The organism is Shinella curvata (assembly GCF_022899935.1).
In the GTDB taxonomy this organism is placed as follows: Bacteria; Pseudomonadota; Alphaproteobacteria; order Rhizobiales; family Rhizobiaceae; genus Shinella; species Shinella curvata.
The window spans coordinates 19,971-43,658 of the sequence record NZ_JALJCJ010000009.1; the positions used below are offsets into that span (position 1 = coordinate 19,971).

27 protein-coding genes and 3 pseudogenes are annotated in these 23,688 nt (G+C 58.9%); 20 read left to right on the forward strand and 10 right to left on the reverse strand.

The genetic code is table 11. The features are described from left to right. Positions 1-7 precede the first annotated feature (7 nt). Entirely contained in the window at positions 8-325 is a 318-nt protein-coding gene (locus tag MUU55_RS26310; protein ID WP_244763749.1) for a PepSY domain-containing protein, read from the reverse strand. 210 nt (positions 326-535) lie between these two features. Between MUU55_RS26310 and MUU55_RS26315 the strand changes: the two genes are divergently transcribed. From MUU55_RS26315 to MUU55_RS26335, 5 genes are all read left to right on the forward strand, one after another. Continuing rightward, entirely contained in the window at positions 536-901 is a 366-nt protein-coding gene (locus MUU55_RS26315) for a response regulator (protein ID WP_244763750.1), read from the forward strand. A 49-nt stretch (positions 902-950) separates the two neighbouring features. Then, positions 951-2,681: an FAD/NAD(P)-binding protein gene (locus MUU55_RS26320; protein ID WP_244763751.1), complete on the forward strand. Its 1,731-nt coding sequence runs from the start codon at positions 951-953 to the stop codon at positions 2,679-2,681. A gap of 220 nt (positions 2,682-2,901) precedes the next feature. After that, the gene (locus tag MUU55_RS26325) at positions 2,902-3,462 is read left to right on the forward strand and encodes a hypothetical protein (RefSeq protein WP_244763752.1); all 561 of its coding nucleotides are present in this window, start codon (positions 2,902-2,904) and stop codon (positions 3,460-3,462) included. A gap of 244 nt (positions 3,463-3,706) precedes the next feature. Beyond that, positions 3,707-3,916, forward strand: coding sequence for a cold-shock protein (locus MUU55_RS26330; RefSeq protein ID WP_244763753.1), 210 nt, complete (start codon positions 3,707-3,709; stop codon positions 3,914-3,916). A 347-nt stretch (positions 3,917-4,263) separates the two neighbouring features. Next, the gene (locus MUU55_RS26335; RefSeq protein WP_244763754.1) at positions 4,264-4,521 is read left to right on the forward strand and encodes a hypothetical protein; all 258 of its coding nucleotides are present in this window, start codon (positions 4,264-4,266) and stop codon (positions 4,519-4,521) included. Between the two features lie 56 nt (positions 4,522-4,577). Here MUU55_RS26335 and MUU55_RS26340 read toward each other — a convergent pair. Then, a pseudogene (locus MUU55_RS26340) lies at positions 4,578-5,104 on the reverse strand (plasmid pRiA4b ORF-3 family protein). A gap of 264 nt (positions 5,105-5,368) precedes the next feature. After that, on the reverse strand, positions 5,369-5,731 hold the full coding sequence (locus tag MUU55_RS26350; protein WP_244763756.1) for a response regulator: 363 nt from the start codon (positions 5,729-5,731) through the stop codon (positions 5,369-5,371). Between the two features lie 150 nt (positions 5,732-5,881). Between MUU55_RS26350 and MUU55_RS26355 the strand changes: the two genes are divergently transcribed. Continuing rightward, the gene (locus MUU55_RS26355) at positions 5,882-6,670 is read left to right on the forward strand and encodes an alpha/beta fold hydrolase (RefSeq protein WP_244763757.1); all 789 of its coding nucleotides are present in this window, start codon (positions 5,882-5,884) and stop codon (positions 6,668-6,670) included. Then, on the forward strand, positions 6,663-7,832 hold the full coding sequence (locus MUU55_RS26360; RefSeq protein WP_280519136.1) for a PAS domain-containing sensor histidine kinase: 1,170 nt from the start codon (positions 6,663-6,665) through the stop codon (positions 7,830-7,832). The genes MUU55_RS26355 and MUU55_RS26360 overlap by 8 nt, the downstream gene beginning before the upstream one ends. Positions 7,833-8,078: 246 nt before the next feature. Here MUU55_RS26360 and MUU55_RS26365 read toward each other — a convergent pair. From MUU55_RS26365 to groES, 3 genes and pseudogenes are all read right to left on the reverse strand, one after another. Beyond that, positions 8,079-8,939, reverse strand: a pseudogene (locus tag MUU55_RS26365) (LysR family transcriptional regulator). A gap of 253 nt (positions 8,940-9,192) precedes the next feature. Then, entirely contained in the window at positions 9,193-10,821 is a 1,629-nt protein-coding gene (gene groL / locus MUU55_RS26370) for a chaperonin GroEL (RefSeq protein ID WP_244763758.1), read from the reverse strand. A 61-nt stretch (positions 10,822-10,882) separates the two neighbouring features. After that, positions 10,883-11,197, reverse strand: coding sequence for a co-chaperone GroES (groES, locus tag MUU55_RS26375; protein WP_244763759.1), 315 nt, complete (start codon positions 11,195-11,197; stop codon positions 10,883-10,885). A 276-nt stretch (positions 11,198-11,473) separates the two neighbouring features. Between groES and MUU55_RS26380 the strand changes: the two genes are divergently transcribed. The 10 genes and pseudogenes from MUU55_RS26380 to MUU55_RS29220 all read left to right on the forward strand — a co-directional run bounded on the left by MUU55_RS26380 (position 11,474) and on the right by MUU55_RS29220 (position 15,632). After that, on the forward strand, positions 11,474-11,746 hold the full coding sequence (locus MUU55_RS26380; RefSeq protein WP_244763760.1) for an usg protein: 273 nt from the start codon (positions 11,474-11,476) through the stop codon (positions 11,744-11,746). Between the two features lie 92 nt (positions 11,747-11,838). Then, positions 11,839-12,129, forward strand: a complete 291-nt coding sequence (locus MUU55_RS26385; protein WP_244763761.1) for a hypothetical protein — start codon at positions 11,839-11,841, stop codon at positions 12,127-12,129. 247 nt (positions 12,130-12,376) lie between these two features. Continuing rightward, positions 12,377-12,850: an Hsp20 family protein gene (locus MUU55_RS26390; RefSeq protein WP_244763762.1), complete on the forward strand. Its 474-nt coding sequence runs from the start codon at positions 12,377-12,379 to the stop codon at positions 12,848-12,850. 77 nt (positions 12,851-12,927) lie between these two features. Then, positions 12,928-13,227, forward strand: a complete 300-nt coding sequence (locus MUU55_RS26395; RefSeq protein WP_244763763.1) for a DUF982 domain-containing protein — start codon at positions 12,928-12,930, stop codon at positions 13,225-13,227. Between the two features lie 9 nt (positions 13,228-13,236). Beyond that, a pseudogene (locus MUU55_RS26400) lies at positions 13,237-13,514 on the forward strand (hypothetical protein). 476 nt (positions 13,515-13,990) lie between these two features. Next, positions 13,991-14,200 carry a cold-shock protein gene (locus tag MUU55_RS26405; RefSeq protein WP_003588915.1) on the forward strand — a complete coding sequence of 70 codons (210 nt, stop codon included), beginning with the start codon at positions 13,991-13,993 and terminating at the stop codon, positions 14,198-14,200. A gap of 126 nt (positions 14,201-14,326) precedes the next feature. After that, a complete protein-coding gene (locus MUU55_RS26410; protein ID WP_244763764.1) occupies positions 14,327-14,551 on the forward strand; it encodes a hypothetical protein in 225 nt (74 codons plus the stop codon). 31 nt (positions 14,552-14,582) lie between these two features. Then, the gene (locus MUU55_RS26415; protein WP_244763765.1) at positions 14,583-14,963 is read left to right on the forward strand and encodes a DUF6481 family protein; all 381 of its coding nucleotides are present in this window, start codon (positions 14,583-14,585) and stop codon (positions 14,961-14,963) included. A 96-nt stretch (positions 14,964-15,059) separates the two neighbouring features. Beyond that, positions 15,060-15,335, forward strand: coding sequence for a hypothetical protein (locus tag MUU55_RS26420; protein ID WP_244763766.1), 276 nt, complete (start codon positions 15,060-15,062; stop codon positions 15,333-15,335). A gap of 171 nt (positions 15,336-15,506) precedes the next feature. After that, the gene (locus tag MUU55_RS29220) at positions 15,507-15,632 is read left to right on the forward strand and encodes a PAS domain S-box protein (RefSeq protein WP_303278587.1); all 126 of its coding nucleotides are present in this window, start codon (positions 15,507-15,509) and stop codon (positions 15,630-15,632) included. 135 nt (positions 15,633-15,767) lie between these two features. Here the strand turns inward: MUU55_RS29220 and MUU55_RS26430 are convergent, their stop codons facing one another. From MUU55_RS26430 to MUU55_RS26445, 4 genes are read right to left on the reverse strand one after another with little or no spacing between them, the layout of a single operon-like run. After that, positions 15,768-16,607, reverse strand: coding sequence for an alpha/beta hydrolase (locus tag MUU55_RS26430; RefSeq protein ID WP_244763767.1), 840 nt, complete (start codon positions 16,605-16,607; stop codon positions 15,768-15,770). Positions 16,608-16,624: 17 nt separating this feature from the next. Then, positions 16,625-18,088, reverse strand: a complete 1,464-nt coding sequence (locus tag MUU55_RS26435) for an NAD-dependent succinate-semialdehyde dehydrogenase (RefSeq protein WP_244763768.1) — start codon at positions 18,086-18,088, stop codon at positions 16,625-16,627. Between the two features lie 14 nt (positions 18,089-18,102). Beyond that, on the reverse strand, positions 18,103-19,302 hold the full coding sequence (locus MUU55_RS26440; protein WP_244763769.1) for an iron-containing alcohol dehydrogenase: 1,200 nt from the start codon (positions 19,300-19,302) through the stop codon (positions 18,103-18,105). Between the two features lie 20 nt (positions 19,303-19,322). Then, entirely contained in the window at positions 19,323-20,327 is a 1,005-nt protein-coding gene (locus MUU55_RS26445; RefSeq protein WP_244763770.1) for an Ldh family oxidoreductase, read from the reverse strand. 100 nt (positions 20,328-20,427) lie between these two features. Here MUU55_RS26445 and MUU55_RS26450 point away from each other — a divergent pair, with 100 nt between their 5' ends. Genes MUU55_RS26450 through MUU55_RS26460 form a run of 3 tightly spaced genes read left to right on the forward strand, consistent with a single transcriptional unit; the run spans position 20,428 to position 23,664 of the window. Next, positions 20,428-21,114: a GntR family transcriptional regulator gene (locus MUU55_RS26450; RefSeq protein ID WP_244763771.1), complete on the forward strand. Its 687-nt coding sequence runs from the start codon at positions 20,428-20,430 to the stop codon at positions 21,112-21,114. Further along, complete coding sequence (locus MUU55_RS26455; protein WP_244763772.1) at positions 21,111-22,703, forward strand: sugar ABC transporter ATP-binding protein; 1,593 nt, start codon at positions 21,111-21,113, stop codon at positions 22,701-22,703. The genes MUU55_RS26450 and MUU55_RS26455 overlap by 4 nt, the downstream gene beginning before the upstream one ends. Then, positions 22,669-23,664: an ABC transporter permease gene (locus tag MUU55_RS26460; protein ID WP_244763773.1), complete on the forward strand. Its 996-nt coding sequence runs from the start codon at positions 22,669-22,671 to the stop codon at positions 23,662-23,664. Before MUU55_RS26455 ends, MUU55_RS26460 begins: the two co-directional genes overlap by 35 nt. Positions 23,665-23,688 lie beyond the last annotated feature (24 nt).

A 23,688-nucleotide genomic window follows, 5' to 3' on the forward strand; every position in this document is an offset into this window, starting at 1 on the left:
GCTGCAATTACTTGGCGACGACATTGCCCTGGTAGTCGAGCGCGATGTTGACGGTTTTGCCGTCCTTCATGCCGGCCCCCATCCAGATGCCCTTGTCGTCCTTCATCAGGTTCTTGACGTCAGAAAATCCTGCCTCCTCGATCCGGGATTTTGCCTGATCCTGGGTAAAGCTGTTGGCACCCTCGACCGGGGCCGTCGCGGTCTTCGACTCGGGCGTTGCCACTGCAGGCGTGCTGCCGTCCGAGTTCGCGGCAGGTGTCGTCTGGGCGAATGCAGATAATGCGGACGCGCTGATGAGCGCCGCGGCGAGAATTAAATTTTTCACTGAGGTTTCCTCTCTTATCAGACCTGTGTTCACAGATCCGTGAGCATCAAACCCGCTTGAAGCATAATCGTTCCATCCGCAGACAAAAGTAAAATCACAATCAACGGTGATTTACCGGACCGAATTCCTAAGTTGCGGACGGATAATTTGTTTTCGGAACACAACTGTCAACCGAAGATTAACGTAGCTGGATAGAGGAGCCTGAACGCAATGCCGGACCCAATTGCCCTCGTCGTCGATGATGAACCACTTATTCTTATGGATACTGCTGATATCGTTGCGTCAGCCGGTTATCATGTGATTGAGGCTCGTAGCGCTGATGAAGCCTGCGCACTCCTCGAAAAACACGGATCCCTCAAATTGCTGATGACGGACATCCAGATGCCAGGCGACATGGATGGCCTCGCGTTGGCGCGGTACGTGGGAGACCACTGGCCGGATGTCCTCGTCGTCGTCGCATCCGGTGCAGTCATCCCAAAAGATGGCGAACTTCCGCAAGGTGCGCGGTTTCTCGGGAAGCCGCTCAATCAAGCTCTCGTCATCGAGACTTTGCGCGAGCTTGAGATCGATAAGTAGAAGTCGACATACAGCTCTTATGCGCGGGCCGGCCGGCCCTCTTTGGGACATGACGCACCACACCATGCCGACCGTCCCGCATCTGGTGCCAAGCCGCAAATATGAAATGGAAACTAAATTGATAAATGTCGCAATCATCGGCTCCGGACCTACCGGCATCTATACTTTGAAGGGCTTGATCGCCAGCGATACGCCGCTTTCGATCACCATCTATGAAGCCCATGCAGACCCAGGAAAAGGCACGCCCTACCATCCCGGTGCCAACGATCGGGCAATGCTGGCCAACATCGCCAGTATCGAACTTCCACCGGTGTGCGAAACACTCAGTGAATGGTTGCTGGCGAAGACCCCGGCCGAGCTCGCGCTAATGGGCGTTGCGGTCGAGACAATCGGCGAGCGAGAATTCTATCCCCGAATCGTGCTGGGAGACTATTTTGAGGCGCAACTGAAGGCTTTGACGACGCACGCTATCGGGCGAGGGCACGTCGTCCAAATCAGGGCGAGTTCAAGAGTCATGGATGTCAAACTTCGTCGAGACGATATCGGCGTTGTGGTGAGGCTGGACCACGAGACCATAGAGGAGCAGGCCTTCAACCATGTCGTCATTGCGACCGGCCACGATTGGCCTGAGACGACCGAGACGAAACCCGGATTTTTCGTATCACCTTGGCCGGCTGCAAACCTTACGACTATCGGCGACGGCGCGATCGGTGTGCTCGGCACATCGCTGAGCGGGATAGATGCCGTCGTTTCGGTTGCCACCGCGCGCGGCACGTTTCTTCATGACGATGCCGGAAATCTGCAATATCATACCACCGCAAACGCGCTCTTCAAGATCACCATGATGTCCCGTAAGGGTCTCTTACCTGAAGCCGATTTTTACTGCCCCGTTCCCTATGCGCCGACCACCATATTTACGAGAGCGGCTATCGACGCCCTGATCGAAACCGTCCCAAATGGACTTCTCGATGCGGTGTTCAACCTGTTTCGTCGCCAACTTTTCGCTGACGACCCTGACTATGCCGAGCGCATTGGCCTTGGCATGCTGACGGTTGAAACGGTGGCGGACGCTTATTTCGCCGACCGCGAATCTTACGATCCATTTACCTGGGCGGCCCTCAATCTCGGCGAAGCCAAGGCCAATAAAATCACCAGAACGACGGTCGCTTGGCGCTATTCTATTCTGCGGATGCACGAGGTGATTTTACGGGCCGTGCCACGCTTTAGGGAGAATGACCTCAAACGGTTTCATCGATACTTCAAGACATTGTTCGTGGATGACTACGCAACCGTGCCGCATCAGTCCATCGAGAGGTTGCTGGCATTGCATCGGGCGGGCCGCCTCGCTGTTCTGAAGCTCGGTCCCGACTATGAACTTGACAGCGCCAGCATCGAGCGCGGCGCGATTGTTACCGTCGGGAGCGACCGGTACGCCTTCGAGGCCTTCATCGATGCCACGGGGCAGCAGGCTGTTTCCGCCTGGGACGTGCCATTCCCTACACTGATTTCGCAGGGCGCCGTGCGCGAAGCTCTGACCGAAAAGACCGCGACACCCCTTGCGGTCAGGGAAGATACGGCAAAGATTGCGACGGGCGGGATCGATCTCGACGAATATTTCCGGCCTCGCTTCGACAAGCAATTATGTCGGAATCTGTACTGTGTCTCGATCCCTTTCCTGTTGCATAAGCTACCCTTTGTTCAGGGTATCACCAGTGCGGCGGATCTGGGCGAGGTGGTAGCGGCGGCGATTATCAATCACGCCGAAGGTCGGATAATATGAGGCAGCCGATGCATTAGGTCATTCGATAATGCTGCTCTCGTCAAAACGGGTCTGCACGACAAGGATCACTGTCACGTCAAAGGCAGGCAGGTCGCGCGAGATCCGCGACGTCCCCAGAGCATTCATCCAGAAGCGATGCGGTTTACCAGGGCTTCAGTAGGTTTCCAACACTCATCGAGAACGCTATGACAAAGACCGGTCCGGCACTCGGGAGAGGGCGTTGAATAATTTTCCTGTCATAGCGACGGTTCTTTCGATGGTCCTTGGGCTGTCTGTCACGCGCCTTCTGCTCGGCCTCGTGACGATTTTCCGGATCCGCCGAACATCGTCGATTGACTGGGTTCCGCTCGTGTGGGCACTGGTGCTGTTCATCACTCAGCTCGAATACTGGTGGTCAATCAACCAACTGCCTTCGATCAAGCCGACCTATTCCTTCCCGGAGTTTGCATTTCTGGTCCTTCTTACGCTGATGCTGTTCTTGTCGACGGCATTGCTGCTGCCCAGCCGGGGTGAGGACGAGCAGGAGGGGCTTCGGAGCTATTTCGAGAAAGACGGCAGGTTTGGCCTCTTGGCCTTCGCCGCGTTCCTGACGCTGGGCTTCGTGGTCAACATCTTCTTTTTGAACAGCCCGATTGCGTCGGGGTGGGCATATAGCGACGTCGTCATGATCGTCGTGCCGATTGCCACGTTCGTTATCAGATCCCGGCGTGTGTATGCCGCGCTCACAATGCTCTATCTGCCCTTCGCCATGTTCGATACGGCGATATCTCTCGCCTCCTGATCAGCACGAGGAATGGTTTGATAATTACACTCCGAGGGATGTGGTAGAGCATGCCCAAACTAAAAAGTTGACATTTATCCGCATCGCACTATCTCTGGTTTATCGATCTTTTGCTTGTTGAGCTTTGCTTGTTGCGCGTCTAGCACCGCGTCCTGAACGATCTTCCCTCTCAAAACATCGCTACAGACATCCCGCGAAGCCGTCGGCTCCGCGGTCGATCAACAATGCTTTGAAGGGGTTCATCATGAACACAGGCACAGTAAAATGGTTCAATTCCACAAAAGGCTTCGGCTTCATCCAGCCTGACAATGGCGGCGCCGATGCGTTCGTCCATATCTCCGCTGTCGAGCGCGCCGGTATGCGCGAAATCGTCGAAGGCCAGAAGCTTGGCTACGACATGGAGCGCGACATGAAGTCGGGCAAAATGTCGGCCTGCAATCTGCAGGCTGCTTAATCGAACAAGCTTCTGCCTGCCGGTGACCACGGATGTACTGGCACCAGGCAAGCGGGGGCGTGCAAGGCCGGACACGCGTCCGGCCTTTTGTCTTTCTTCGAGAGATCTGGAGGCCAAAAATGGCTCAGACATATTCAAAGCTTCGCCAGCAGGCGGAGATCGCGTTCCAGAAAACACAGGCAACAGTTCCTGCCGATGATCAATTTTCCAAGAATGACACCGAGGCAGACAGATTGCGTGCCAAGACGGCGAGGCTCCGTTATGCTCGGCTTGGGCGGAGCGGCGTTGATTCTGGCCAGCCTTCGTTTCACTGATTTTGGCTCCCATAGGGGCAGAACGGATCTTTCATGCAAAATCTTCAACAGTTCGCTATGAGCTCCAATGGAGATCGCTGGTTTCTGGGCAAACGCGCTGGCGACGGCGAGGCGATCGTTCTTCACCGCGCCAATCCATCTTCAGGCGGCCATGAAACGGAAACGCTTGTCGCAGACTTCCTTAACATTCGGCCGTTCGGTCCGGAGCGGGAAGCGCTCATCGAACTGCTCGGTGTCGGTGACGATGCGGGTGATCCCAAGCAGGAGAGCTACACGTCCTCGTCACAGTAGGTATTCCGCTTTCTCAAGCGGGCAGGTTTAACAAGCCACCACAATGTACCCGTCGGTCATGTCTTCGGCCCGGATTTCGGCTTTGGTTGGTAGAGACGCCGTTTCACGTTCGCGCGCAGAGCGCTGCGGACATCCTTGTCCGTCATCGACTGGTCGAACCATTCCGGATCGAAGTAGCCACCGCACCACCGGAGTGTTTCGGCATATTCGGGATTTCCACGGTCCGCGATGATTTCCAGAAACCGATCATATCCCGACACGCCACCAACATCCTCGGGCGGTCGCGCCCTGGCGCCGGCAATGCAGCTACCGTGTTTGGGCGCAGAAGCGAGCGTCAAGAAATCCTCGATCGCGACGGTATGCCGCCAGCCATCCCCGAAATCATAGTGGTAGCTGAAGACCGCACCTTGCTCGAAGTCCAGCAAGCGAACCTTGTCTGATCGAAGACGCGAGGATCGTCATCGGTAGCATCCTCCGTGAGGACCTCGACATCGCCATACCGCAGGCCGCCGAGCCGGAATTCATAAAGATGATAGTTCCACCAGTTGAGAGCGGCCTGAATCCCAAGATGCAGATGCTCCAGTTTCCAATGAACCTGGCAGGACCAGACGGCGCCAGACGTCCGGCTCGATCTCGTCTACGGAAACTCTGATCTGCACAGCGTTTGCGGGCTTGAACATCGCCCAAAAAACAAGATTGGCGGAAGGCCGTCAAGATAGACAGCTGCACTCGAAGGCGTAGTCGATCTTTCGATCGACGGTAGGCGGGCAAGGTTTCTGGCCTAGCTCGGCTGATGAATTAAACTAAAGCGACGTGCAAACGTCCAGCTTCCAACGCCGCAAATCCGCTAAGCCACCATATCCAACACTGCCGCCGAGACCGCGTTCGGCTGATGGGGTTTGCCCATGAAACGGCTCCCTGGGGGAATCTCGTCTGATCTCACGCTGTGCAGGCCGGATGTCACGATGATCTTCACCGCCGGCCATCGAAGATGTGTTTCTGCCGCAAGCATGAGGCCGTTCATTTTCCCCGGCATGTCGATATCGGTGAACAGCAACTGGATGTCTGAGTGGCTTTCCAAGAGCAGCATCGCCTCGTGCGCATTCGGCGCCTCAAGTACGTGAAAGCCCTTCTCGGAAAGGTCGTCGGCGATTTCCATACGGATCAGGGGCTCGTCTTCAACGATCAAGATAATGATGGGGATGTTCATCAGTCGCCTTCAACATGTGCGAGGCCAGCTACAGTGACTGACAACATCGAAATGGCGTGAGAGAACAATCGTTCCATCACCATGAATTAAATGTCGAAACTCGACTGGACAATGCATGCCACGACACGAGAACGTGCTAAAGGGTTAGTCATGTCAGTCGTCGAACGCAACAACATTCGTCTTCACGGAGCCGGCGACCGCACTATGGTGTTCGCTCACGGGTTTGGCTGCGACCAGAACATGTGGCGATACGTCGAGCCTGCCTTTCGGCATCGGTTCAGGACAGTCCTCTTCGATCACGTGGGAGCCGGCCATTCTGATCTGGCCGCCTACGATGCAGCAAAATACGCCTCTCTGTCAGGATACGCCGACGACGTTGTCCAGATCGGGCGTGAGCTCGATCTTCAGAATGCGGTGTTCGTCGGCCATTCCGTCAGTGCGATGATCGGTACGCTTGCATCGATTGAGGCGCCGGAGATGTTCGCCGACCTGATCATGGTCTGCCCGTCCCCGCGATACATCGATGACGGCGACTATGTCGGCGGTTTCGCCGCCGACGACATCGAAGAACTGCTGGCATCGCTGGCTGACAACCATATGGGCTGGTCCGCAGCGATGGCCCCGGCCATCATGGGCAATCCTGACCGGCCGGAACTCGGCGAGGAGTTGACGAACAGCTTTTGCCGCACCGATCCTGAAATCGCCCGGCAATTTGCGCGGGCGACTTTCACGTCCGACAATCGGGCCGACTTGCCGAAAGTGAAAGCCAGAACGCTTATCCTGCAATCGAGCGACGACATCATCGCGTCCGAGCAGGTCGGCGAGTACGTACACAAATCGATACCGGGCAGCAGGATCGTCTATCTGAAGGCGAGCGGCCACTGCCCGAATTTGAGCGCACCTGATGAAGTCATATCCGCGGTGGCCAAGTTTGTGTGACGCCGAACCCTCCGAAGATCTGGAAGACCTCTTCGAGAATGCGCCCTGCGGCTACCTCTCCATGCGTCCGGACGGACGGGTCGCCAAGGTCAATCGCACCTTGTGCGGATGGCTCGACAAACAGCCGGAAGAAATCGTCGGGAAGCGTTTTCGCGATCTCCTCAACGTTCCCGGCCGGATCTTCTACGAAACCCACTTCGCCCCTCTGCTCCGCATGCAGGGATTTTTTAACGAAGTTGCCCTCGACCTGAAAACATCGGATGGGAGCACGATTGCGACCATTGCAAATGCGTCCGAGCGCCGAGGGGATAAGGATGAACTCCTCTTCACCCGTCTGACGATCTTCAAGGCGACGGAAAGACGACGGTACGAACGCGATCTCGTCGATGCCCAGTCTACGGAACGCGAGGCGCGGCTGCGGCTTGAGGAAAACAACGCTGATCTGACGGCCGATGTTGCTGAGCAGGTTGCCAATCGTCTTCTCGAAAAGCAGAACGCCGATTTACGAGAGCAGTTTATCGCCGTGCTTGGCCACGACCTGCGCAACCCATTGGCGGCAATCAATGCCGGCAGGCGGATGATCGAAAAGTCGCATCCGGACGCAAAAACCGCGCGGATTACCCGCCTCATGGGTGAGAGTGTCACGCGGATGAGCGGGCTCATCGACAATCTGATGGATTTTGCACGCGGTCGTCTGGGGGGCGGCATTGGGGTGGAAATCAGACACGGCGATCGGATAGAGCCCACCCTTGCCCAGGTCGTGAACGAGATCAGATCTAGCCATCCGGACACAGAGATCGAGCTGCGCTTCGATATCCCCCAAACCGTGGACGTCGACCACGCAAGGGTCGCCCAGATGTTTTCCAACCTACTTGGCAATGCGATCGCGCACGGATCGAAGGCACGTCCCATTGTTGTCGACGCCGGCATCGTCGATGGCGTATTCCATCTGGCAGTTTCCAATGGCGGTGAGGCCATACCGCCTGCGGCCATAGAGCGCCTGTTCCAGCCCTTTTATCGTGGCGACGTCAGCCCTAGCTCACAAGGATTGGGGCTTGGGCTCTACATTGCCTCGCAGATCGCGGAAGCTCACGGAGGTCAGCTCGATGTGAATTCTGACGAAATCGAAACTAAGTTCAGCTTCAAGCTGCCGATTACGTGAGTTTACCTGACATTCACACTGCCAATTAGCGCAGAAGACTCAGTCGGTCGCGCCAAACCAGCGATCCGGCCTGGGCGAGAATGTCCGTTCGGGCGACGTGCCGGGCTGATAGGCTGCGACGACAGCGCGACCAGTAGTAGCGATGGGGGTGCCTATATTTCAGGAGGTTAGCTCCATTTGCAGAGCAACGCAGCGGTTCGATTCCACTCAAGGCGTTCACGACCGGCACTTGAGAATACAGGCCTGTCAGGCAAACTGCTCTGCCATCAGGTCGATGAGCACCCGAACCTTGCGAACAGCCTTCTGGCCCGAAGGCCGGACCATGTAAATCCCGACGGGCGGGAGCTGGTATTCCTTCATGATAGGCACAATCGCACCGGACGCTACATACGGTTCAGCAATGAGCTCGCCCATCGCGACGATGCCGATGCCTGCCACCGCCGCCTCTACTAAGACATGAGCACTGTCGGCCTTGAAGCGGCCCTGTGGGTGCACGGTGACGGACTGGTCGTCTTTCTTGAAGGTCCACGCATCCGTCGCAGGGGTTATGGCGGAGTGCTTCAAGATGTCGGCGGGGACTTCGGGTGCGCCGTTCTCCGGGACATAGGTAGGACTTGCATAGAGGCCCACACCAAGCGATCCGATCTTGCGCGCGACGAGGTTCGAATCCGGTAGATAGCCGACACGAATGCCACAGTCGGAACCTTCGCCCACAAGATCGACATAGCGGTCGTTGAAGCGAACGTGCACGTGCAGAGAGGGATGCCGCCCCCCGAACTCGGCAAGAGGCTTCGCCAGTTGCGCGGCAAACGACGCCGGCGCCGCAACGCGCAGCAGACCCTTCAGCTCGCCTTCGGGAGACATCTCTTCGCGGGCCGCGTCGATGGACGAGCAGATGTCGGCGGCTCGGTCCCGGAACATTGTTCCCGCTTCCGTCAACGCGGCGCCGCGTGTCTAGCGCGTGAGCAACTGGACGCCGAGTTTCTCCTCCAGTCTGAGAACACGCCGGCTGACGATCGACTTCGCCACGCCGAGCCGACGGGCCGCCGAGTTCACTCCGCCGGCGTCGGCGACCTCCACGAACGTCCTCAGATCGTCGATCTCCATGCCTCTCCTCCGTCCCTGATACTGCGACATCGAATAGCATTATCCGCGGCTACTGTGCCAGGGGAGGGGACAGTAATCTTGGGAGCGATGCGCGCCCTCAAGCGGCCGCCAGACTGCAAGAGTAAGCGATCGCATGGAAACTAGAAAGATCAAGCCGGACAGACGCGCATCGTCCTTCGAAATGGCTTCTATCATTTCCTTCGTCTCTGGAGGCCCCGCCCCGGCGGAAGGGGCGGGCCGTATCGATCGATTCTCAGAAGTCCATTCCGGCACCTGCCGGCAGGGCCGGTGCGGCGTCCTTCTTCGGCTTTTCAGCGATCATGGCTTCCGTGGTCACCAAAAGACCAGCCACGGATGCGGCGTCCTGGAGGGCGGTGCGTACGACCTTGGCGGGGTCGATGACGCCCTGCGCGTAGAGATCACCATACTCGCCGGTCTGCGCATTCCAGCCGTAGGAGAACTCGGCTTTCTCGCGCAGCTTCCCGACGATCACCGAACCCTCCGCACCGGCGTTCTCGGCGATCTGGCGAACAGGCGCTTCGATGGCGCGCCGGACAATCTCGATGCCGACCTTCTGATCCTGGTTGGCCGTCTGCAGATTGTCGAGCGCCTTGACCGCGCGAAGCAGGGCGACACCGCCGCCCGGCAGGATGCCTTCCTCGACGGCCGCACGGGTTGCATGCAGCGCATCGTCGACGCGGTCCTTCTTCTCCTTGACCTCGACTTCGGTCGAGCCGCCGACACGAATGACGGCGACGCCGCCGGCTAGCTTGGCCAGCCGCTCCTGCAGCTTTTCTCGGTCGTAGTCGGAGGTGGTTTCCTCGATCTGGGCGCGGATCTGGGCAACACGGCCGTCGATCTCGGCTTTCGAGCCGACACCATCGATGATGGTCGTATTCTCCTTCTCGATCGCTACCTTTTTGGCACGGCCGAGCATGTTCAGCGTGACATTCTCGAGCTTGATGCCGAGGTCTTCGGAGATGACAGTACCGCCCGTCAGGATGGCGATGTCTTCCAGCATGGCTTTGCGGCGGTCGCCGAAGCCAGGCGCCTTGACGGCGGCGATCTTCAGGCCGCCGCGTAGCTTGTTGACGACAAGCGTAGCAAGAGCTTCGCCTTCGACGTCTTCGGCGATGATCAGCAGCGGCTTGCCGGACTGGACGACGGCTTCCAGAACTGGGAGCATCGCCTGCAGGTTCGACAGCTTATTCTCGTGGATCAGGATGTAGGGATCGTCGAGTTCAACCCGCATCTTGTCCTGGTTGGTGACGAAGTAGGGTGACAGGTAGCCACGGTCGAACTGCATGCCTTCGACGACCTCAAGCTCCGTCTCCGCAGTCTTGGCTTCCTCGACGGTGATGACACCTTCGTTGCCAACTTTTTCCATGGCTTCGGCAAGATAGCGGCCGATCTCGGAATCACCATTCGCCGAGATCGTACCGACCTGGGCGATTTCGGAATTGCTGGTAATGTTGCGGGCGTTGGTCTTCAGTTCCTTGACGACGGCGTCTACGGCGAGATCGATGCCGCGCTTCAGGTCCATCGGGTTCATACCGGAAGCAACCGCCTTGGCCCCCTCCTTGACGATCGCCTGAGCGAGTACGGTTGCGGTGGTGGTACCGTCGCCGGCCAAGTCGTTGGTCTTAGACGCCACTTCGCGCAGCATCTGAGCCCCCATGTTCTCGAACTTGTCTTCCAGTTCGATTTCCTTGGCGACCGATACGCCGTCCTTGGTGATTCGCGGGGCGCCGAAGGACTTGTCGATGACGACGTTGCGACCCTTCGGACCGAGCGTGACCTTTACCGCATTGGCAAGTACATCGACCCCACGCAGCATGCGTTCACGGGCGTCGCTGTTAAATTTGACTTCTTTCGCAGCCATTTGTCTAACTCCTCTATAGGCAGCTATTTTGACTGATAGGTTGATTTGAAAGGAGAGCGCCTCAGGCGGCGATCTTCTGCTCGGATTGGGCCTCGATGATGCCCAGGACGTCGCTTTCCTTCATGATCAGCAGGTCTTCGCCGTTGATCTTGATCTCGGTGCCCGACCATTTGCCGAACAGGATGCGGTCGCCGGCCTTGACGTCGAGCGCTTGGATCTGGCCGGCCTCGTTACGCGCGCCAGTGCCAACTGCGACAACCTCGCCTTCGGAAGGCTTTTCCTTGGCAGTATCGGGAATGATGATGCCGCCTTTGGTCTTTTCCTGGGATTCGACCCGGCGGACGAGAATTCGATCGTGAAGCGGTCGGAACGACATGTTTTCCTCCATTGGACAAAAAAGATGACGCAAAATCCCTACCGGACCGGGTGACCAATCCGGGCGGGTGCGAACCTCAATCGAGCGTTCGCGGGCAAAATTTATTTTCGAGATTCTTCGATTTCAAGAGTTTCGGCGACAAAAATTAGCACTCGATGTCGTTGGCTGCTAACATACTGGAAAGGAACAATAAACAGTATCGCCGCGTTCAGAAATCCGTTGAAGAATGCAAGGTTTTGCGCCACCTTTGGCAGTGTCATGAAACGGAGACGAAGCATGCAATTCTCGTCGGATCTAGAGCGTCAACTCAACGGTTATGGGCTGACCACCGCGCATATCCTCTACCGCATTCCCGATTTCGAATCCGTCCTGCAAACCTACGTCTGGCAGGACTATGATCTCGCACCGGATTTTCCGGAGATGCACAAGTTCCTTGGCTTCTGGCAGGCGAAGCTTGACGGGCCGCTCCACTCCGTCCGCTATTCCCACCAGCGGCTCATCGGTCCGAACGAATGGGGACGTGTCGAGGGCGAGTTCAAGCTTCACTGAACTCTTGAATTTGATTTTTCTGCTTCCTAGCTCATCGACCGCCCGAGACGTTCAACTCGGTGTGCGTCGATTGTGTATGGAGTGACACCTGCGTGGAAGAGAACATCAGCATCATCAAGAGTGTTGGCATCGATGAACGCGAAGAGATCATCGTGGACTTTGCCAGATGGCTTGAGACCGCCTCAAAAGAAGCGCTGGTCTACGGAGAAGGGAAGTTCGCGATGATGTCCGCCAGCATGGCAGAAGCAATGCGCGTTAATGCCGACGAACTCGCCAGAGATAATCCTGAAAAGACCGAACGTGTGCTGCAGCAGGCCAGCGCTATGATGGCGCATTTCAAGGCTGCCTATCCATATCGAGTTATAAGTCGCTCCGTCCAGTGAAGGGGCGATGAGGCAGAGTTGTCGGCGCGTGGACGGGCGGGGCATTCCCCGGCAACGATGCGAGCGGACGAAGCCGAAAATCATCTCATCTCACAGGGATGAATTATTTTTGCGTCACGGATCTTGAATCCGAAATTCTCAAAAACCAAATCGGTTTCCGCCAGCTGCTGAACATAGAGCTGGCCTTGCTGGAAGCGCTGTCTTTCGGCGCTTCTGTACCCATGTTGCTTCCAAGGAGGATATGGCTATGGCAACATCTTACGACTACGCACCGCTTTTCCGCTCGACCGTCGGCTTCGATCGGGTCTTCAATCTTCTCGAAAACGCCCAGCGCGCCCGCTCGATCAGCGACTGGCCGCCCTATGACATTATCAAGACCGGCGATGACAGCTACCGGATCTCGATCGCGGCCGCAGGCTTTGCCCAGGATGATCTCGACATCACCTTCCAGTCAAACCTGCTGACCGTCACCGGCAAGAAGCAGGAGGCCACCAATGAAGGCTATCTGCATCGTGGCATCGCCGGCCGTCCGTTCGAACACCGCTTCGAGCTTGCCGACCACGTGCGTGTGAATGGCGCGGACCTGAGCAATGGCCTTCTCTCCATCGATCTTGTCCGCGAGATCCCGGAAGCGCTCAAGCCTCGAAAGATTTCGATCCAGAGCGCGCCGGCTTTGACCTCATCTGGCCCCGCGCAGATCGAAGCGCAAAAGGCTGCTTGAGTTCCCGATGGAATCACAAGGCGAGGGCGCCATAGCGGTGGCGCCCGTCAACATCCCGGGTTGGGAAGGAGAGAGCGATGAAACCCGATATGTTTAGACACCCTATCACCATTCTTGTCGGCCTGGGCTTTCCTGCGGAGGTTCGCACCGTGATCGACGCTTACCGGCACCTGAGCGAGTGGCCGACCTCTCTCAGGGATACGGCGCACTCTGTTGCCCTGAAGGCGTGTCAGGCGGCGCTTCGAGGAGACATCGAGGCAGAGACGGCGCGCGGCTTATTTGCAGCATTCGCCGCCAAGCATGATCTTCTGGCTCACGACACTCCTGCGATTGCCGCCTTTCGCGGGCGAGGCGACCGCGATCCCCACGTGCGATGAGGTGATGTGATGGAAAACGCCATATTGCAGCAGGCGGTCGACCGGGCAGTCACCATGGGGCCGGAGGTATTGATGCAGGGCATGCGGCTCAGGCGGCCGAGCGATGTCGTGAGAGCGGCATCACTCTCCAGGACGATAAACGCGCGATCCTTGCGGCTTGGGCCTCAGATTTCCACGCCGTAGACTCGAAGCCGGCTCTTCGTAAGTTGCCCGGAGTGATCGAGCCGGTCTCGATCGATGAAGTTCAGGCAGCGCTCAGAGAACTCGATCGACGGAGTCGATCGTAGCGGTGCAGGTGCGGGGGGCTGGATCGTCGATTTGCAATCATGTCTTGCTTCGAGCGACTCGCGTACGCCCACTTGCTCGTCCTTGGCGGGGTTCGTGGCAGAGAGCGCACATCCAGCGTTCCGTATTTCGGTTCCGTCAGGACCGCCCTTATCAGTCAAGACCCCTGAGCGGCGTGACTTTTCTTGCATGGCGCACCCTTTGGCTCCGCTGTTCCGGTTCGATAGCGATAGGAAGTTTCCGATTGTGCTCAGGAAATCACAACCAGAAGATACGATTTTGAAAACCTCAAAACTAACCGTTGACCTCTGGCTGTCATTCCACTATGAATAGCTCATCGATCTTTTGCTTGCCGAGCTTTGTCTACCGCGTGATTGGCACCGCGCTCTAAGCGAACTTCTCTTTCAAAAATAGTCGGTTTTCGTCTGCGGAGCGCCTGCTTCGCGGTTCTTCACTCTATGCTTTGAAAGGGTTCATCATGACCACTGGCACAGTAAAATGGTTCAATTCCACCAAGGGCTTCGGCTTCATTCAGCCTGACAACGGCGGCGCTGACGCTTTCGTCCACATCTCTGCCGTCGAGCGCGCCGGCATGCGCGAGCTCGTTGAAGGCCAGAAGATCGGCTTCGATCTCGAGCGCGACAACAAGTCGGGCAAGATGTCGGCCTGCAATCTGCAGAACGCTTAATATCGATATCTGCTTCCCTTTGACCACGGATGTACTGGCACTGCCGGAAGCAATTATCAGTTTGAGGCCAGGCGTCATGCCTGGCCTTTTTCGTTTCAGCCTCATGGCCATTATCGAGGACGTTTAATGACAGAGATATATAGCAAATCCCGCCAGCGGGCCGAAACCGCCTTCGGCAATCTCCAAACAGAGTTCTTCGCGAAAAACAATGCGGCGGGAGAGCTTGTTTCCGAAGCTCAGGCACGCGACGCGAAAACTATCAGGCTGCGTGAAGCGCGGCTCGCCAAGGAGCAAGCCGACCGGATGTCTGCAACATCTGCGCTGCTCGCCAAACGATCCAAGGCCGGCTGATCACCGCAACTACGAACATCAGGGTAAAAATTTGAGACACGCCAGAAACAACGAACTTACCGACCGACGCTCCGCTGCTGCAGACGCCAAAGCTGCTCTCCTCACCGAATACCGAGCAGCAAAGACCGCGGCAAAGCCATTGCAAGCCGCCAGACAGGCCGAGCGCATCTCCCTTGTAGAAGCTCGTGAAGCGCGCCGTGCGGAACGGGAACGACTGAAGCATGAGGAACGCACCCGGATCGAGACACTTGCGGCTCAAGAACAGGCGGCCATAGAGGCAGCAGCCGTAGCCGAGATCGAGGCACGACAGTTGGCCGAGAATGCCCGGATATCACGGGTTGTTCAAGACGAGGCGGCCCGTAAAGCTGAACGCGACAGACGTTATGCCGCGCGAAAGGCCCGGCAGGCTTAGTAGCCCGGGACCTACCTTCTACTGGATGGGTCCGTGGAATAGACCAGGGCGTGACGCCGTCATGCCCGAACTTTACTCAGTTTCGAGGAGCCATTGATGGCACCGAACACGAACGAGCTGCAGGCCATCAATACTGCTTGGCAGATAGCGATCCAGGAAATCCTGCGCATGGTCATCCGTGACATGTATCATGCCGGCGGCGAGGCGTCATTTAAGACGCATATCAAGCGGATCGAAGAAGCTGCCGTCGACAGTATCTACACGGATCTGAGGCTTCGCGGCACTGACGAGTGGACCGAGGTGCTGGTCAAGGAAAAGGCCAGCAATTTCGTGACGACGTTGCTAACTTCATTCACCTACGACCGGGCCTGACCGCGACAGAGGTCAGCGGAGCCGCTAGCTTCAGAAAAATGCGAGCGCCTCGAACTTTCTAACAGTGTGCCGGGTTGATCTGTCAATCGCCTGCCTAGATCACTCCAGCGTAAGCATCAATAAGCCAAGCGGTCGTACATCGAAGAGCACAGCGCATAACGCCTCGCAGCCATTGTAGAGTCTTCGTTCGACGCGATCATCAGCAAGGATCTTTCAGGCACCATCATCAGCTGGAACAGGGCGGCCCAGCGCATGTTCGGCTATTCTGAAAGCGAGGCGGTCGGAAAGCCGATCTAATTAATCATTCCTGATGACAAACCGGATGAGGAGGCGGACATCCTGCGCCGGCTGAACCTTGGGGCTCAGGTCACTTGCCGAAATTATAGGCGAGGCTGGCTATAGAGCGTTGATCTCACGCAAAGGCCCTCATCATCAAAGCGATGCGATCATGTTCGCGACATGCCCGCCCAAAATCCCTGCGGGATCTGCGAGATCCAATACGACGTTCATGTGGTTCAGGTCAGGAACGGGGAGGAGTTTGGCGGCGCTGCCCTGAGTGTGGAGCCGTGTGTGCAGAGCCGCGGCCTGTTGGTGGAAGGGGAGTGTTTCCTCTGCGCCGAACGCGATGATCCGTTGAGGGCAAGGAAGCTGGCTTGAAGTCAGAGGCGACCATGCCGCCGCTTCCGCCGGCGTCATTTTGGCCTCGTCGCGCAGAAAGCTGTCCGGAATTCCCGAAAGATCATAAATGCCGCTCACCAGGAGGAGTCTGCTGATGGCTGGCAAGGCAGGCTTCGCCGTCTCCTCTACGCCTGTCGCCGCAAGAAAAGACGCCAGGTGGGCGCCTGCCGAATGGCCGCTGACCGTGAGCCTGCGAGCGTCTGCACCAAAATCGCCGGCGTGTTTCTCGAGCCAAAGCACGGATCGCCGCACCTGGTCGACCAGCACTTCGAGGCGCTGGCCGGGCATCAGGTCGTATTCAACGATGGCGGCGATGCCGCCGGCCGCAAGGACCGGCGCAGCGACGAGGTGATAGTTTTCCTTTTCACCGGAACGCCAGTAACCGCCGTGGACGAACACATGCAGGGGCGCGCCGGCCCTGAGGCGCGGAGGCAGAATGATGTCCAGGACCTCCCTGTCACGCGCGCCGTATCGTATATCGGCCAAAACCTCCGCCGTTTCCGCAAGCCTCCGGCTGCGTTCTGCAAATTCGGCGGCAATGGCATCGAAGTCGGGAACGAAGTCACGAATCCGATAGAGGTCCTGAGACGTCATGGTGGTTTCCCTCACAGTTAGTAATCCACTGCGTAATACTTGGCCTCCATGAATTCCAGTATGCCGGTGACGCCCCCTTCACGGCCGAGGCCGCTCTGCTTGACGCCGCCGAAGGGAGCTGCCGGGTCCGACATCAGCCCCCTGTTGATGCCGAGCATGCCTGTTTCGAGCTGTTTTCCAACCCTCATGGCCCGCTTCAGGTCCTGGCTGTAGATGTAGGCGGCGAGGCCATATTCGGTGTCGTTGGCAAGCCGAATGGCGTCTTCTTCACTTTCGAACCGATAGACCGGCGCGACGGGCCCGAAGATTTCCTCACGCGCGATCGCCGCGTCGGTGGGCACGTTTTCGAGGACTGTCGGTGGGTAAAAATAGCCGTTCTCTGCCAGAGGCTTGCCGCCGGTGGTCACGCGTGCGCCCAGTGCGATCGCATCGGTGACGAGCCTGTCGATCTTGCGGACGGCGTTCGTGGTGATCATGGGCCCGCATTGCGTGGCGGGATCATATCCCGGCCCCACCTTCAGCGCGGCCATGCGTGCCGTCAGGCCCGCGACGAAAGCGCCGTGTATGCCTGCCTGGACGTAGAAGCGGTTGGCAGCGGTGCATGCTTCGCCGGCGTTGCGCATCTTGGCAATCATCGCGCCGTCGAGAGCGGCCTCCAGATCGGCGTCGTCGAAAACGAGGAAGGGAGCGTTGCCGCCAAGTTCCATCGAGCAACTGACGACCGATTTTGCGGCTTCGGCCAGAAGCGTCCTGCCGACACCCGTCGAGCCCGTGAAGGAAAGCTTGCGCACACGTGGATCGGCGAGCATGGCGTTTGTGACCGCACCCGGTTTGCTCGTCGTGAGTACGTTGACGACGCCCGGCGGCACGCCCGCCTCCTCGCCGAGGCGTGCCATGGCGTAGGCCGTCAGCGGCGTTTCGGATGCCGGCTTAAGGATCACCGTGCAGCCGGCTGCCAGCGCAGGGCCGATCTTGCGGGTGGCCATGGCGGCCGGAAAATTCCAGGGCGTGATCAAGACGGCGATACCGATCGGCTCGTGATCGACGAGGATGTGGTGCGAGCCGGAGGGCGTGTGGCGGTATTCGCCGGGCACACGGACTGCCTCTTCCGCATACCAGCGGAAGAACTCGGCGGCATAGGCGACTTCGCCGCGTGCGTCGGGCAGCGCCTTGCCGTTCTCTAGCGCGATAAGCGTGGCCAGCTCCTCGGCGTGCTGCGTCATAAGCTGGAACCAGCGACGCAGGATTTCCGAACGTTGCCGGGCCGGCGTGGCCCGCCACCCGGAGGCTGCGGCCTCTGCGGCATCGACGGCGCGCATCGCATCCTCGACGGAGGCATCCGCAACCTCGGCCAGTTTTTCACCCGTGGACGGATTCATGACCGCTATTCCGTCGCCCTTGCGCCATTTGCCGCCGATATAAAGGCCGGCGGCGTGCAGGGCTGGATCGGCATAGCCTGTGATCTTGGCATGGAGGGTCATCGTGGGAATCCTTTTCAATTCAGGCGCGAACGGTCGCCATGGTAGGCGGCGGTGACAAGGTTTCGCATTTCGTCGAGGTTCAACGGACGGGGATTGTTCTGGATGAGGCGCGCGATGCCGATGCTCTGTTCAGCCACCCAGGGAAGCCGGCTTTCTTCAAGCCCAAGGTCTTGCAGCGTCGACGGGATGCCGATCCGGGCGAAGAGGGAAGCGAGCGCGGGAATGACATCGTCAGGTCCTGACAGCTCCGCGGCCTGCGCTATCCTGGCAAGCTCGTCGCGGATGACGGGTGCGTTCCATGTCATGACATAGGGCATGAGGCAGGCGACGCCGAGACCATGCGCGGTATGGGTGAGGGCGCCGACAGGATACTGGATGGCATGGGCCGCGGCGGTTCCCGCAACGCCGAAGGCCAGCCCTGCCATTGTCGCACCAAGCATGACCTTTTCGCGCGCCGCACGGTCGCCGCCATTCGTGCACGCCGCTTCCAGGGCCTGCCAGAGCAGTGAGATGGCGCTAAGCGCGAACTGATCGGACAGCTCATTCTTGCCGACGAAGACGCGCTGTTGTGCGATGCCGGGAACGGGGTCGCGGCGGATTGCGGTGAGGGCCTCGAGCGCATGCGTCAATGCATCGGCTCCGGCGATTGCGGTCAGTGCGGGTGGGCAGGAGAGGGTAAGCTCCGGGTCGCAGATGGAGACGGTCGGAATGAGATGCGGGCTTGAAATGCCGACCTTCAAGCTTCGTTCGGCATCGGAAAGCACGGCGACGGGTGTTACTTCCGAACCGGTACCTGCGGTGGTGGGAATAGCGATCAGCGGCATGACCGGGCCGGGCACGGTATGCTCGCCGTAATAGTCCTGCGGTCGCCCGCCATGCGTGAGAAGCAGCGCCACGCATTTGGCCATGTCGAGGCAGGAGCCCCCGCCGATACCGATGACGAGGTCGGGCGAGAAGTTTTGGGCATTTTCCGCGCTTTGTACGGCGGATTCGACGGGAACGTCCGGTAGGGTGGAGCTATCGACGGCAACCGCAATGTCGGCTTCCTCGAGCTGCCTGACGAGCATGAGGAAATCGGCATCCGCGGCAAGGCGTGTATCTGTGATGACAAGCGCACGCCGGCCGAGCCTTGCAGCGATGCTGCCGAGAGCATGTCGCTGCCCCGCGCCAAACAGCAGTTCGCGCGGCGCTCTCAATGTGCCGAAAAGGTTCATTAGGTTTCTCCTCCGATAATTCAGGCAGCTTCAAGGGCCAAAAGGTGTTCCAAAAGCGGTTGGGGCAGCTCTATTCCCGAGCGTTCCGTCGCGGCGCGGCGCTGGCGCGCGCCATCGCCGGGAACGGCCACTGGGCTTGCGGGATCGGACGGGTGAGAGCCGCGCAGATGGTCGAGATAGGATGCAAGCGACCGGACACTGCCGTCTCCCGCTGCCGCATCGATGAGAATGAGGAGATCGCCCTTGTTGGCGGCGTGGATATCGTCGAGCGTGCCGCGGACATCAGGTGCGAGGTCTGAGCCGGTCAAGGCGGAGACCAGAAGCTCGATCGCAAGGCCCAGCCCATATCCTTTGGCGCCGCCGAACGGGGCGATGGCACCCGTCCTCGCAGCGTTCGCATCCGTTGTCGGCCGGCCCTCTGCGTCCACGGCCCAGCCGAGCGGAATGGGCATTCCACGCATTGCGTGATGGTTGATCTTGCCCATGGAGACAATGCTCGTTGCAAGATCGAGAACAAAGGGCTGATCGCCAGAGGGGACGCCGATGGCTACGGGGTTGGTGCCCAGCATCGCCTGCGTTCCGCCGAAGGGGTAAACGAGCGCTTCGCTGGTCGACATGATGATGCCGATCAGACCACTCTTCGCCGCCGCTTCCGCATAGTATGCGAGCATACCGATATGGTTGGCATTACGGATCGCAGCGATGGCGATCCCTGTCTCGCACACGATGGGACGCATGGCCTCCAAGGCGTGCATCAGTACCACCGGCCCAAGCCCGCGTTCGCCATCGACACTGAGAAATGAGCGCCTGCGCCATGTTCCGCTTCCGCGCGCCTGCCCATCGGCCAAGCCCTTGTCCAGCCGTGAAAGGATGAGCGGCAGCCGTTGCAGGCCATGGGAAGGCAGGCCGCGCAACTCGGCTTCCAGAAGAAGATCAGCCTGAAGGCGAGCATGGGCGGAAGGGACGTTGCGTGCTTCGAGGAGCGCGCTCGCCATTCCCCGGAGTCGTTCCGGCGCGAGGTTCATTTTTAAATCCTATATCAGATCATATACGATATTGTATTTGACATGCGATATCTTATTTGCAACAAATGCCGGCATGTCAAGAAGCAGCCGGAGAACGTAAGTGGCATTTGCAGCGGAACGGGAAGCCCGAGGGGCAAGCCTTCGACCGAGCAGTGTGGTCGATGGCGTCTATGACAACATCTACCACCGGCTGATGTCTCTGGAGATTGCGCCCGGCGCCCGGATTCCGATCGACGTGCTCGCCCGTGAAATCGGTGTTTCCCAGACGCCGATACGCGAGGCCTTGAGCCGTCTGGAGCGCGAAGGTCTTGTACGCAAAGAGCACCTTGTCGGTTATAGCGCGGCGCCGCAGTGGACCAGGAAGCAGTTCGAGGATCTCTACGTTTTCCGTCTGCTGGTCGAGCCGGAGGCCGCAAGACTGGCAGCGGTCAACATGACTCCCGATGCACTGCGGCAGCTTGAAAGCTCTGCTGCGGACATGGGCAATGGTGCGGCACCCGTCGATCGCAACACGCGGTACTCGCGCTTTGCCCGCGCCGACGCGCATTTTCATGATGCGATCCTCAAGATCGCTGGAAATGAGGTCATTCGCAACACGCTGTCGAACCAGCATGTTCACTTGCACATCTTCCGGCTGATGTTCCACACGCGGGTGACGCAGGAGGCTCTCGAGGAGCACGAAAACCTGCTCGCAGCATTTCGATCGGGTGATCCGCAGGCGGCGTTTGACGCCATGCGCATTCATATCGAACGGTCGCGCGACCGGCTGCTTTCGGCTTTCGAATGAACGCGGTCCTCTCTCCTCAATCCCTCGCGCCGTCGGTGGATACGGCGGCGGCCGCCCTTCGGACCGAGAAACTGGGCAAGGCTTACGGGCAGATCACCGTCCTCTCTGATGTCACCCTTGATGTACGTACCGCAGAGGTTCACGCCATCATTGGTGAAAACGGCGCCGGCAAGTCGACGCTCATGAAGTTGTTGTCCGGCCACGTCGCACCAACAGAAGGGCGGTTGCTCCTGGACGGCAGGCCGATCGAATTTCGAAACGCGGTGGAAGCGGAACAGGCCGGTATCGTTTTGGTGCACCAGGAAATTCTGCTGGCACCAGACCTGACGGTCGCGGAAAATCTGTTTCTAGGGCGTGAAATGGGCCGCGGTCTGATGGTCGATGATCGCGGGATGAACCGCCGAACCGCCGAACTTCTTACAAAAGTCGGCTCGACGGCGCGTCCGCGCGATCGTGTCGGTGAGTTGCCGCTTGCCCAACGCCAGCTCGTGCAGATCGCACGCGCCCTCCTTGATGAGCGAAAAGTGGTCATCCTGGACGAGCCGACGGCGGTTCTGGCCAATGACGAGGTCGCGGCGCTGCTCGACATCGTGCGGATGCTGCGCGACCATGGCGTGGCTGTGCTCTATATTTCTCATCGCCTCGATGAGGTGCAGGCGCTTGCCGACCGCGTCACCGTTCTGCGTGATGGCCGGATGATCGGCACCTGGCCCGCCGCGGGCCTCAGCCAGCGTGAAATGGCCGAGCTGATGGTCGGGCGCGAACTGGAGATGCTCTATCCCCATAAACGCCCTCCGACCGAAGACGTGCCGATACTCTCCGTTACGGATTTGGCGGTCGATCATGTTTCCGATGGCGTCAGCTTCGACGTCCGACCGGGCGAGGTGCTCGGCATCGGCGGCATGATCGGCGCTGGACGCACCGAACTCATCGAAGGGTTGATGGGCCTTCGTCCCTCACAGGCGCGCAGTGTCGTTCTCAACGGCAAGGAGATCAGGCACCGCTCGGTCCGCACGATGATGGAAGCCGGTCTCGTCTATCTGACCGAAGATCGAAAGGGAAAGGGTCTGCTTCTGGAGGAGAAGCTTGGCCCGAACCTCACGCTTCAGGCGCTCGATGCCGTCAATCCGGGGTCTCTTCTGGACAAGCGGGGAGAGCTTTCCCGCCTTGAGAAAACGGGGGCGGACTACGATATCCGCGTCCGTTCTCTTCGCCTCGAAGCTGGAAAACTCTCTGGGGGGAACCAGCAGAAGCTGCTGCTCGCCAAGGTCATGCTGGCCGATCCCTCGGTGGTGATCATCGATGAACCGACGCGCGGCATCGACATCGGTAACAAGAGCCAGATCTACGACTTTATTGACGCCATGGTGCGGGCAGGCAAGGCTTGCATCGTCATCTCGTCGGAAATGCCCGAGCTGGTGGGGCTCGCCGACCGTGTCCTGGTCATGCGGGCCCGCAAGATCGTCGCCGAACTTCGCGGCGCAGAAATCAATGAGGAAAACGTCGTCTACGCAGCCACCGTTGGTGGGCACGCAGGTGACCGGGAGGACGAATATGACCGCAGCGACCGCAACCATCACCCCGACTGACGAAGGAAGCCGCATCCGCTGGGCAGACCTTGCGCCGTTCATCGCTCTGGCCGTGATCGTGTTGCTGGGAGCGATGGTGAATTCCAACTTCGTTGCGCCGGCGAACCTGATCAATGTGATCACGCGCAGCGCCTTTATCGCGATCATTGCGGTAGGAGCAACCTTCGTCATTTCGTCCGGTGGCCTCGACCTTTCGGTCGGCTCCATGATGGCCTTCGTCACGGGCATAATGATCATGGTGATGAACCATCTCGCGCCGGCGTTCGGAACATGGGCCCTTCCCATGGGGGCGGGCGTGGCGCTTATCGTCGGTGCGCTGTGCGGGCTTTTCAATGGGCTCATCGTGACCATTGGAAAAATCGAGCCCTTCATCGTGACGCTCGGCACGATGGGCATCTTCCGGGCGTTCATCACCTTCATGACGGACGGCGGATCCCTACCGATCGACCGGAGCCTGCGTGAGGCCTATCGGCCGGTCTATTTCGGTAGCCTGTTCGGCATTCCCTATCCGGTCCTGATCACCTTCGTCGTGGTGATGCTGGGCGCGTTCCTGCTGTACAAGACGAAGTTCGGTCGCCGCCTGACGTCGGCTGGCTCGAATGTCGAGGTTGCACGCTTTTCCGGCGTCAATGTCGCGGGCGTCCGCACCGTTGCCTATGTCATCCAGGGTGTCTGCGTCGCCGTCGCGGCCATCTGCTATGTGCCGCGCCTCGGCGCGGCGACGCCGACGACCGGCCAGCTTTGGGAGCTGCAGGTCATCACCGCCGTCGTGATCGGCGGCACCCTTCTGCGCGGTGGACGGGGACGCATCGGCGGCACCGTGGCCGGCGCGCTCATTCTCGAGGTCATCGCCAACGTCATGGTCCTCTCGGACATGGTTTCCGAATACCTCGTGGCCGCCGTGCAGGGCGCGATCATCATCATCGCCATGCTAGCGCATCGCTTTACCGCCAACCGCTGAAAACAGCACTGACTTCAAAGGAGG

Excerpts from the sequence above, each read along its gene's own strand:
- MUU55_RS26315 (WP_244763750.1), top strand. The coding sequence starts at position 536 with ATGCCGGACCCAATTGCCCTCGTCGTCGATGATGAACCACTTATTCTT.
- MUU55_RS26320 (WP_244763751.1), top strand. The coding sequence starts at position 951 with ATGACGCACCACACCATGCCGACCGTCCCGCATCTGGTGCCAAGCCGC.
- MUU55_RS26330 (WP_244763753.1), top strand. The coding sequence starts at position 3,707 with ATGAACACAGGCACAGTAAAATGGTTCAATTCCACAAAAGGCTTCGGC.
- MUU55_RS26335 (WP_244763754.1), top strand. The coding sequence starts at position 4,264 with ATGCAAAATCTTCAACAGTTCGCTATGAGCTCCAATGGAGATCGCTGG.
- MUU55_RS26350 (WP_244763756.1), bottom strand. The coding sequence starts at position 5,731 with ATGAACATCCCCATCATTATCTTGATCGTTGAAGACGAGCCCCTGATC.
- MUU55_RS26355 (WP_244763757.1), top strand. The coding sequence starts at position 5,882 with ATGTCAGTCGTCGAACGCAACAACATTCGTCTTCACGGAGCCGGCGAC.
- groL (WP_244763758.1), bottom strand. The coding sequence starts at position 10,821 with ATGGCTGCGAAAGAAGTCAAATTTAACAGCGACGCCCGTGAACGCATG.
- groES (WP_244763759.1), bottom strand. The coding sequence starts at position 11,197 with ATGTCGTTCCGACCGCTTCACGATCGAATTCTCGTCCGCCGGGTCGAA.
- MUU55_RS26380 (WP_244763760.1), top strand. The coding sequence starts at position 11,474 with ATGCAATTCTCGTCGGATCTAGAGCGTCAACTCAACGGTTATGGGCTG.
- MUU55_RS26390 (WP_244763762.1), top strand. The coding sequence starts at position 12,377 with ATGGCAACATCTTACGACTACGCACCGCTTTTCCGCTCGACCGTCGGC.
- MUU55_RS26395 (WP_244763763.1), top strand. The coding sequence starts at position 12,928 with ATGAAACCCGATATGTTTAGACACCCTATCACCATTCTTGTCGGCCTG.
- MUU55_RS26405 (WP_003588915.1), top strand. The coding sequence starts at position 13,991 with ATGACCACTGGCACAGTAAAATGGTTCAATTCCACCAAGGGCTTCGGC.
- MUU55_RS26410 (WP_244763764.1), top strand. The coding sequence starts at position 14,327 with ATGACAGAGATATATAGCAAATCCCGCCAGCGGGCCGAAACCGCCTTC.
- MUU55_RS26420 (WP_244763766.1), top strand. The coding sequence starts at position 15,060 with ATGGCACCGAACACGAACGAGCTGCAGGCCATCAATACTGCTTGGCAG.
- MUU55_RS26430 (WP_244763767.1), bottom strand. The coding sequence starts at position 16,607 with ATGACGTCTCAGGACCTCTATCGGATTCGTGACTTCGTTCCCGACTTC.
- MUU55_RS26435 (WP_244763768.1), bottom strand. The coding sequence starts at position 18,088 with ATGACCCTCCATGCCAAGATCACAGGCTATGCCGATCCAGCCCTGCAC.
- MUU55_RS26440 (WP_244763769.1), bottom strand. The coding sequence starts at position 19,302 with ATGAACCTTTTCGGCACATTGAGAGCGCCGCGCGAACTGCTGTTTGGC.
- MUU55_RS26445 (WP_244763770.1), bottom strand. The coding sequence starts at position 20,327 with ATGAACCTCGCGCCGGAACGACTCCGGGGAATGGCGAGCGCGCTCCTC.
- MUU55_RS26455 (WP_244763772.1), top strand. The coding sequence starts at position 21,111 with ATGAACGCGGTCCTCTCTCCTCAATCCCTCGCGCCGTCGGTGGATACG.
- MUU55_RS26460 (WP_244763773.1), top strand. The coding sequence starts at position 22,669 with ATGACCGCAGCGACCGCAACCATCACCCCGACTGACGAAGGAAGCCGC.